Source organism: Megasphaera stantonii, assembly GCF_025567065.1.
GTDB classification, from domain to species: Bacteria; Bacillota; Negativicutes; order Veillonellales; family Megasphaeraceae; genus Megasphaera; species Megasphaera stantonii.
The window spans coordinates 67,561-75,605 of sequence record NZ_JAOQKD010000011.1 but is presented as its reverse complement, the minus strand read 5'-3'; the positions used below and the strand labels follow the sequence as shown (position 1 = coordinate 75,605).

General features: G+C 50.2%; 7 protein-coding genes. 4 read left to right on the top strand and 3 right to left on the bottom strand.

Features of this window, described 5'->3' with window-relative positions; all coding sequences use genetic code 11:
* Positions 1-110 precede the first annotated feature (110 nt).
* From OCV58_RS07500 to OCV58_RS07480, 4 genes are all read left to right on the top strand, one after another.
* Complete coding sequence (locus OCV58_RS07500; protein ID WP_154877448.1) at positions 111-527, top strand: hypothetical protein; 417 nt, start codon at positions 111-113, stop codon at positions 525-527.
* Between the two features lie 31 nt (positions 528-558).
* Positions 559-4,632 (top strand): ESPR-type extended signal peptide-containing protein, encoded by a 4,074-nt coding sequence (locus tag OCV58_RS12195; protein WP_154877447.1) that lies wholly within the window; start codon positions 559-561, stop codon positions 4,630-4,632.
* A 283-nt stretch (positions 4,633-4,915) separates the two neighbouring features.
* Positions 4,916-5,818: an Rpn family recombination-promoting nuclease/putative transposase gene (locus OCV58_RS07485; RefSeq protein ID WP_154877446.1), complete on the top strand. Its 903-nt coding sequence runs from the start codon at positions 4,916-4,918 to the stop codon at positions 5,816-5,818.
* A 49-nt stretch (positions 5,819-5,867) separates the two neighbouring features.
* Complete coding sequence (locus OCV58_RS07480) at positions 5,868-6,122, top strand: Rpn/YhgA-type helix-turn-helix domain-containing protein (RefSeq protein WP_154877445.1); 255 nt, start codon at positions 5,868-5,870, stop codon at positions 6,120-6,122.
* A 119-nt stretch (positions 6,123-6,241) separates the two neighbouring features.
* On the opposite strand, the gene OCV58_RS07475 is transcribed toward OCV58_RS07480, so the two are convergent.
* Genes OCV58_RS07475 through OCV58_RS07465 form a run of 3 tightly spaced genes read right to left on the bottom strand, consistent with a single transcriptional unit; the run spans position 6,242 to position 8,020 of the window.
* Positions 6,242-6,472, bottom strand: a complete 231-nt coding sequence (locus OCV58_RS07475; protein WP_154877444.1) for a hypothetical protein — start codon at positions 6,470-6,472, stop codon at positions 6,242-6,244.
* Positions 6,469-7,194: a metallophosphoesterase gene (locus tag OCV58_RS07470; RefSeq protein ID WP_154877443.1), complete on the bottom strand. Its 726-nt coding sequence runs from the start codon at positions 7,192-7,194 to the stop codon at positions 6,469-6,471. The genes OCV58_RS07475 and OCV58_RS07470 overlap by 4 nt, the downstream gene beginning before the upstream one ends.
* Before the next feature lie 31 nt (positions 7,195-7,225).
* Positions 7,226-8,020 carry a DUF4931 domain-containing protein gene (locus OCV58_RS07465; protein ID WP_154877442.1) on the bottom strand — a complete coding sequence of 265 codons (795 nt, stop codon included), beginning with the start codon at positions 8,018-8,020 and terminating at the stop codon, positions 7,226-7,228.
* Positions 8,021-8,045: the final 25 nt, after the last annotated feature.

The following is an 8,045-nucleotide window of genomic DNA, read 5'->3' as shown; positions in this document are numbered from 1 at the left end:
CACGATACCGTGCTTTTCAGGCAGCATACGTTTGTGCCGCCTTTTTTGCGTGCTTTTAAGAGCTTTTCATGGGGCATGCATATTCCCGCTGGAGATCAGCAGGTTTACCTATGAAACGAAAGGCTGAATGCCCTGTTTGCGGCAAAGAATTTGAAGCAGGCAGAATCACGCAGAAATACTGCAGCGCCTACTGCCGCCGTTATGCTCATCGGCATGGCGTCAACAACCGCGGTCGTTCGTCGCGGAAAAAAGAAGCCCTGCGTACCTTCCGCTGCCTGAAATGCGGACGACTCGTACGGGTCACGGAGTCGACGGACCGGCGGACGAAGTTTTGCTCGGCTCATTGCGAACGGCTGTACTGGAAACATTCTAAAAACGTCAGATCCCAAGCCATACGCCATTCGTTCCATTGTCGAAACTGCGATACCTTTGTGGAAGTGACGGAGCCGTACGACCGGCGCACTATCTTTTGCAGCGCGGCCTGCCGACAGCACTGGTTTTCCCTGCATCGAAGAAAACACACATGAAGCTCAAAACTCTTTAAGGGAGGAATATAGTATGAATAAGATTTACAAAGTCATTTGGAGTAAAGTAAAGCATCAGTATGTCGTCACGTCGGAATTTGCGCATAGCTGCACGAAAAGCACGACGAGCCGCGTAGGAAAGAGCGCCTTGGCTGCGTTGGCGGCTTTTGTGCTGACGGCGGGTGTTGGCGGTGTGCAGGCGGCTGGTGAGAATGCCGTATCAGAAGGACCAGGTAGCAGTGCAGCAGCCGATAATTCTGTTGCTATAGGAAAGAACGCCAGAGTAGATGAATGGTCTCCGGCTGCTATTGCTATAGGGAAAGATAGTTTTGTACATGGCCCATATAGTGTGGCTATTGGGGAAGGTAGTTCTACAAGCAGGGAAAATGCTGTCGCTTTAGGAAGAAATAGTCATGCAAATGGCGCAGGCTCTGTAGCGTTAGGATATCATACAGATGCACAAGCAGAAGACTCTGTAGCATTGGGTGATTTTAGTAAAGCAACAAAAGCGAATACGGTTTCTGTTGGTAATGCTACGTTGAAACGTCAAATTGTTAATGTAGCGGCTGGTACCGATGCTGATGACGTTGTAACCGTAGGTCAGCTGCAAGATCCCAGTGATAAAGCAACTAAGACGATTCATGGCGTAACGTTAGATAATGGTACTATAGAGGCTGCGAATGGTAATTTTGCGGTTGGTGAAGATGGCACAACACATATTCGTGCAGGACAGTCTCAAATACAGGTAAGAGACGATTTGACTGGATTAAACTATGGTAGTAATAGTGTCATCGTTAACCGTGACGGCGTAACTTTGACTGGCGACGTTGCAGCAGATAACAGCATTAAAGTTGGTCTTGTAGGTTACGATGAAGATAATGGTTTTGCACCGATTTATGGAACTGAAATAGGAGAAGATGGTAATTTTTCTACGGCGCAAGGTTCTTTTCGAGTCGATAAAGATGGCAATGTTTGGGCGGCAAATGGTAATGTCACCATTGATGCAGATGGTACGACATATATTCATGCAGGCCAGTCTGAATTGCAGGTCACAGATAATCAAGCGGTATTGCGCCATGGTAACAACGGAGTGATTGTTAATAATGATGGCGTGTCTGTTGCTGGTGACCTTGCGGCTGATAATGGCTTAAAAGTTGGCGTTGATGGTAACGGCATTTATAACTTTGAAGTTGGTGAAGATGGCAGTCTCCGTGCTGCACAGGGAAACTTTACGGTTGATGCGGATGGCACGACGTATGCCCATGCAGGCCAGTCTGAATTGCAGGTCACAGATAATCAAGCGGTATTACGCCATGGTAACAACGGCGTGATTGTCAATAATGATGGCGTGTCTGTTGCTGGTGACCTTGCGGCTGATAATGGCTTAAAAGTTGGCAGCGATGGTAACGGCATTTATAACTTTGAAGTTGGTGAAGATGGCAGTCTCCGTGCTGCACAGGGAAACTTTACGGTTGATGCGGATGGTACGACGTATGCTCATGCAGGCCAGTCTGAATTGCAGGTCACAGATAATCAAGCGGTATTGCGCCATGGTAACAACGGAGTGATTGTCAATAATGATGGCGTGTCTGTTGCTGGTGACCTTGCGGCTGATAATGGCTTAAAAGTTGGCGTTGCTGCATATGATAGCGATGGTAACGGCATTTATAACTTTGAAGTTGGTGAAGATGGCAGTCTCCGTGCTGCACAGGGAAACTTTACGGTTGATGCGGATGGTACGACGTATGTTCATGCAGGTCAGTCTGAATTGCAAGTAACAGATACTCAAGCTGTATTACGTCATGGCACGAATGGTGTCATTGTCAATAATGATGGCGTATCTATTGCTGGAGATCTTAAATTAGACGGTGCTTTAGACACTGGTGATTTAGACGCTGACAGCTTGTATGTGGCAGATGGCAAATTTACGGTAGATTCTGACGGTACAATGTATTCGCAGGTTGGAAAGTCCCAGCTTCAAGTGCGTGGGGATTATGTGGGCATGAACTATGGTCCGAATACGTCCATTGGGCTTAATGAAGACGGCGTAACTTTGACTGGCGACGTTGCAGCAGATAACAGCATTAAAGTTGGTCTTGTAGGTTACGATGCTGATAATGATTTTGCCCCGATTTATGGAACTGAAATGGGCGCCGACGGCAGTTTTTCTACGGCGCAAGGTTCTTTCCGAGTCGATAAAGATGGCAATGTTTGGGCGGCAAATGGTGATGTCACCATTGATGCAGATGGCACGACCTATGTTCATGCGGGTCGGTCTGAATTACAGGTAACAGAAGATCAGTCAGTATTGCGCCATGCAGATAACGGCATAATTGTCAATGAAGACGGCGTGGCGGTTGCTGGTGACTTTGAAGCAGGCAACGGTGCTGTAAAAATTAATAAAGACGGTGAATTATGGGCCGGCAATGGCAACTTCCGAGTTACTGGCGACGGCGATGTATATTCGCAAAATGGAAAATCTCAGTTCCAGGTAACTGATAATCTGGTTGCGATGCAATATGGTACAAATAATTACGTAATGGTTAATGAAGATGGCGTATCTATTTCTGGAGACCTTAAATTGGATGGCGCATTAGATACCGGTGATTTAGACGCTGACAGCTTGTATGTGGCAGGTGGCAAATTTACGGTAGATTCTGACGGTACAATGTATTCGCAGGTTGGAAAGTCCCAGCTTCAAGTGCGTGGGGATTATGTGGGCATGAACTATGGTCCGAATACGTCCATTGGGCTTAATGAAGACGGCGTAACTGTCCGGGGCGATGTATCGGTTGAAGATGATCTTAGGATTGGTGATAAAATATACTTTGGTAATGACGGCAGCCTTGCTATGGGTAATGGCGCTTTCTCTGTCGATCCGGATGGGCAGTTGTCCGTTGGCTACGGTAAAGCGACAATTAATAAATATGGTGTAATTACAGCGTCGAATATGTATATTGGCGATTCGGCGAATGAAAATAACCGCGTCGTTACGAAAGGCGAATTGGGTCAGGCTGTTGACGGCGCTGTTACCGAAGCGACAGAAGGTGCTGTTAAATGGGATAAAGATGATAGCGGCAACTATACCAATTCGATTAATGGCGTAGGCCTTGAAGACGGCAACGTAACAGCTGATACTGTAACGACTACTGGTGATGTGAATGTCGGCGGTGATTTGAATGTTGACGGCTCACTGACCGTAGGTGGGGAAACTGTAGCGACCGGTGCCGATGTTTCTGGCATTAAAGGACAAATCGGCGTTAACGAAGACGGCGGCTATAAGACTATCAATAATGGTGCATCTGACGTAATTACTGGCATCAACAACAATACGACGGCTATCAATGAAGTCAAAACGACGGTTGGCAGCGGCAAGCTGGATAACGGCGCGGCTGATTTGACATCGGGCATTAACCAGAATACGGCGGCTATTGCTCAGAACAGCCAGGCCATCAACTCCCTCGGACATCGCGTATCCGACTTGGGCGATGAAATCGACAGCGTCGGTGCGATTTCCGCAGCCTTGGCCGGTCTCCATCCGCTCGATTACGATGGCACGGGTTCGAAGTTCCAGATTTCTGCGGCTATGGGTACCTATGATGGCACGCAGGCAGCGGCTATCGGCGGCTTCTATCACTTCAACCGCGACGTCATGCTGTCCCTCGGTGGGGCAACGTCCTTCGAAGGCGATAAGAAAACGGCTGCCAATATCGGCGTAACCTTCCGCGTTGGCGAAGGCGCTTCCGGCAAGTCTGTATCGGACGATGTCATGGCTCGTCTCGAAGCAATGGATCAGAAGATCGCTGCTTTGGAACAGGAAAATAAGGACCTGAAGAACGTATTGGGGGCTATTGATACGTCTCTGAGCAAGGAATTCCCCGACGTACCGGCTAACCACTGGGCATATGAAGCTGTTACGAAATTGGCTGGCAACGACGTCGTAGCTGGCTATCCTGACGGCGAATTCCACGGCGACCGCACCATGACTCGCTACGAAATGGCTGAAATCATCTACAAGGCCATGAGCAAGGGCGTACAGGTCGACCAGAAACTGGTAAATGAATTCAAACCGGAAATGGAACAGGTTGCGGCTAATCAAAACGCATAATTCCTATTCATAACTAATGCGCGTTGGCGCAGCATATACGAAACGAGTCGGGGGAAACCTCGGCTCGTTTTTTTTCTGAGCTAATTCAGCTGAATGGATAAGAAAAACAGCGTCATGAAGGCATATAGGCCTCATGGCGCTGTATACATTCAGTTGAAGGCTACAGTGGAAACTGATGGCGTAAACGGCATGGCTGGCTGCTGGGAGATGGCGGTCGGCGTATGGTATAATAAGGTAAAGATACCATCGCGCGGAGTCATTGCGCAGAAAAAGGAAGTGACCTATGTATACGACAGAAATCAATCGGCTGAACGACTTTTATTTTAAGTATTTACTGGGAAATGAAAAACGGAAAAACTTGACGATTCATTTCCTCAACGCCGTGTTGTATGGCGACGAGACGCCTCATATTACGGATGTAGTATTTATCGACAAGGACAAGGAGCCGCAGCAGACTGACAGCAAGCTGGTAAAGCTGGATATTTTGGCCCGGACCGACGCAGGCATGCTCATCGATATTGAAGTACAAATACAGCGCCACCCACATCTGGCCGGGCGGTTTTTGTATTACTGGGCCGAGATGTACGGCGGGCAGCTCAAACGGGGCGATGAATACAGCGCTTTGAAACCGGCTGTTTCCATCGTGCTGATGGACTTTGAGTATTTGCCTGAGGAAAGCTGGCATAATGTATATCATATTTGTAACGACGTGTCGAAACAGGTGCTGACTCATCATTTCGCCATGCATTTTATTGAACTGAAGAAGTTTACGTATAGTGATATTAAGTCGCTGCACCGATTGGGAAAATGGACGGCCTATTTTTCAAATTGCAGCGCTGAAGAAACGGAGGAGTTAGCCATGAGCGACCCGATCATGAAAGAAGTCGTCAACGCCGAAATGGCTTTTACAGAAGACGAAATCATGCGGCGGCAGTATACGCAGCGGGAAAAAGCCTTGCGAGATTACCGCAGCGACATGGCCGAGGCCCGACGTGAAGGTATATTGGAAGGGAGACGTGAGGGAGAGCAAAAAGGGAGACGTGAGGGGGAGCAAAAAGGGCGAAGTGAAGAAAAGGTTTCTATTGCTGTCAACATGCTGCGGCTGGGGATAGACGTGTCTCACATTGCTGCGGCGACGGGCTTGTCTATAGCCGATGTCGAGCTGTTGAAGACGAAACTGCGTTGACACAGGCTTTGTTGTCAATAACGATGCCGAAGAAACGGAGGAATTAGCCATGAGCGACCCGGTTATGAAAGAAGTCGTCAACGCCGAAATGGCTTTTACAGAAGACGAAATCATGCGGCGGCAGTACGCGCAGCGGGAAAAAGCCCTGCGGGATTACCGCAGCGACATGGCCGAGGCCCGACGTGAAGAAAAATCTTTCATAGCCGTTAACATGCTGCGCATGGGTATGGATATCTCCCTGATTGCCGCGGCGACGGGCTTGTCTATAGCCGATGTCGAGCTGCTGAAGGCGAAATTGACTTGACACAGGCGTTGTTGTCAGCAGCGATGCCGACAGCTGTGGAAGAAAGTTTTGTAACATACGAAAACCCAGCGTCATGAAAGGTGTATGCGCTTCATGACGCTGGGTTTATATTTTTTGTATTAAAACGACCGCCTTCCCAAGGTGGGATGGGCGCATGATTTTAGGGTCAGGTGGTCGACGAGATAGCCTGCTTCTTCCAGGGTGACGTCTTCCTTTGCGCCGTCGTGTTCGAAGACGCAAAGGGGATTGTCTGCGCCGACTTCGCCGCCAGGCAGGTAGATGTATTCTCCCGTTTCGGCGTCGCCGAAGATGATGCCGGCCAGGAGGTGTTTTTGGGCGATTTGGCTCATATTCCTTCCTCCTCGTCAAAGGTGATTTCCAGGAGCTTGCAGTCCCGATAGTCTGCCGATACAAGGTGGAGCAGGGTGCCGTTGTAGCGGCGGGGGAACATCGTATTGGGCTGCATGCCGTGGAGATGGCCGAAGATGCACAGGGGTACCTTGTATTTTTCCAGGAGCTCCGTAAAGCCGCTGGGCTTGGTCAGGTCGCAGACCGGCGGGTAGTGGAGGAGCAGGATGGTGTGCTTGCAGCCTAGCTTTTCCGCTTCCTGCAGGGTGCGCTCGACGCGCAGGAGCTCGCGGCGGTAGGGCTTGGCGTCCCGTTCTTCCTTGTAGTGGATGTCGCCGGGGCAGACCCAGCCGTGGGTGCCGCAGACGGCGATGCGCCCTTCGTCGAGGGTGACTGTCGTGCCGTAGAGGTACTGCATGTTGTTCTCGGCGTCCATGCGGTTGAGCTTGCCGGCGCTTTCCCACCAGAAGTCGTGGTTGCCGCGGATGATGAGCTTCCGTCCCGGCAGGGCCCGGATTTCGTCCAGGTCTTCCTGGGCGTCCTTGAGGTGCATGGCCCACGACGTGTCGCCGGCGATGAGCACTGTATCGTCGGCGGTGACGCGGCTGTTCCAGTCTTCCTGGATGCGGCTCCAGTGGTCTTTCCAGCGGGGGCCGAATATTTCCATTGGCTTTTTAGGCGGATGGCCTGATAAGTGTAAGTCTCCGATTGCAAATAAACGCATGTATCTTTCCTTTCTATAGGGGATTGGTGAGTTAAGGCTGGGCGAGCTGCCCTTTCATCGCTTCGATGAACTGGGCCCGATGGCCTGGATTGGATATTTGGGGAATCATGTAGCCGACGAACAGGGGGTTGGTCAGGAAGCGGGGCATGATCTTGACGTACAGCCTGTCGTCGCCGGGAAAGTCGTAGAAGAAGATGTTGTAGCTGTCGTTGCTGCGGATGAATTTGAACATGAAATAGTCCGCCGTGCGCTGCATATAGCGTACGAACTGGGGGAGCTTTTCTTCGTCGGAAAGGATGAGGTTAATTTCATAAAATCCGATGATGGGCCGCAGGGACAGGTTGACTTCTATGCCTTCTTCGCAGAGGATGGGCGTGCCGGCAAAGTGGCAGGCCTGAATGTCGTCGTGGTAGTCGTAGTGCTCGAAGCCGACGATCTGCGAGTGGGGATGGTGAATCGTCCCGCCCGACATGTAGCCGTGGTTGCGGTAGAATACGACGGAACCGCGGCGGAAGCGTTCCATGGCCTTAACCTGCCGCCATTTTTCCAGTCCGAAGCGGATGAGATCGACGGCGTAGGCGGCGTCATAGGTAGAAAAGTCGCCGTCGCAGTCGTCCGTTTCGATGATCAGGGTCTGCCAGGAATCCTTCAGGACAGGATAGGCGTTTTCCAGCCAGATCATATGGCCTCTGGTGTCCATGATGTTCTTCAAATGGCCTACGTCGCAGAAGGGGCAGTACGATTCGTCGCGATGGACCGTGTCGGGCTTCGTTTTCCCTATGTCTAAATTGTATTCGAGAATATGGTGCAATGGATTCTGTTCCATAGTGTATGCTCCTTTTTTATTCATT

What these genes read in the sequence shown, in the direction of transcription:
- OCV58_RS07465 (WP_154877442.1), bottom strand. Translation starts at nt 8,020, where the DNA reads ATGGAACAGAATCCATTGCACCATATTCTCGAATACAATTTAGACATA.
- OCV58_RS12195 (WP_154877447.1), top strand. Translation starts at nt 559, where the DNA reads ATGAATAAGATTTACAAAGTCATTTGGAGTAAAGTAAAGCATCAGTAT.
- OCV58_RS07475 (WP_154877444.1), bottom strand. Translation starts at nt 6,472, where the DNA reads ATGAGCCAAATCGCCCAAAAACACCTCCTGGCCGGCATCATCTTCGGC.
- OCV58_RS07485 (WP_154877446.1), top strand. Translation starts at nt 4,916, where the DNA reads ATGTATACGACAGAAATCAATCGGCTGAACGACTTTTATTTTAAGTAT.
- OCV58_RS07480 (WP_154877445.1), top strand. Translation starts at nt 5,868, where the DNA reads ATGAGCGACCCGGTTATGAAAGAAGTCGTCAACGCCGAAATGGCTTTT.
- OCV58_RS07500 (WP_154877448.1), top strand. Translation starts at nt 111, where the DNA reads ATGAAACGAAAGGCTGAATGCCCTGTTTGCGGCAAAGAATTTGAAGCA.
- OCV58_RS07470 (WP_154877443.1), bottom strand. Translation starts at nt 7,194, where the DNA reads ATGCGTTTATTTGCAATCGGAGACTTACACTTATCAGGCCATCCGCCT.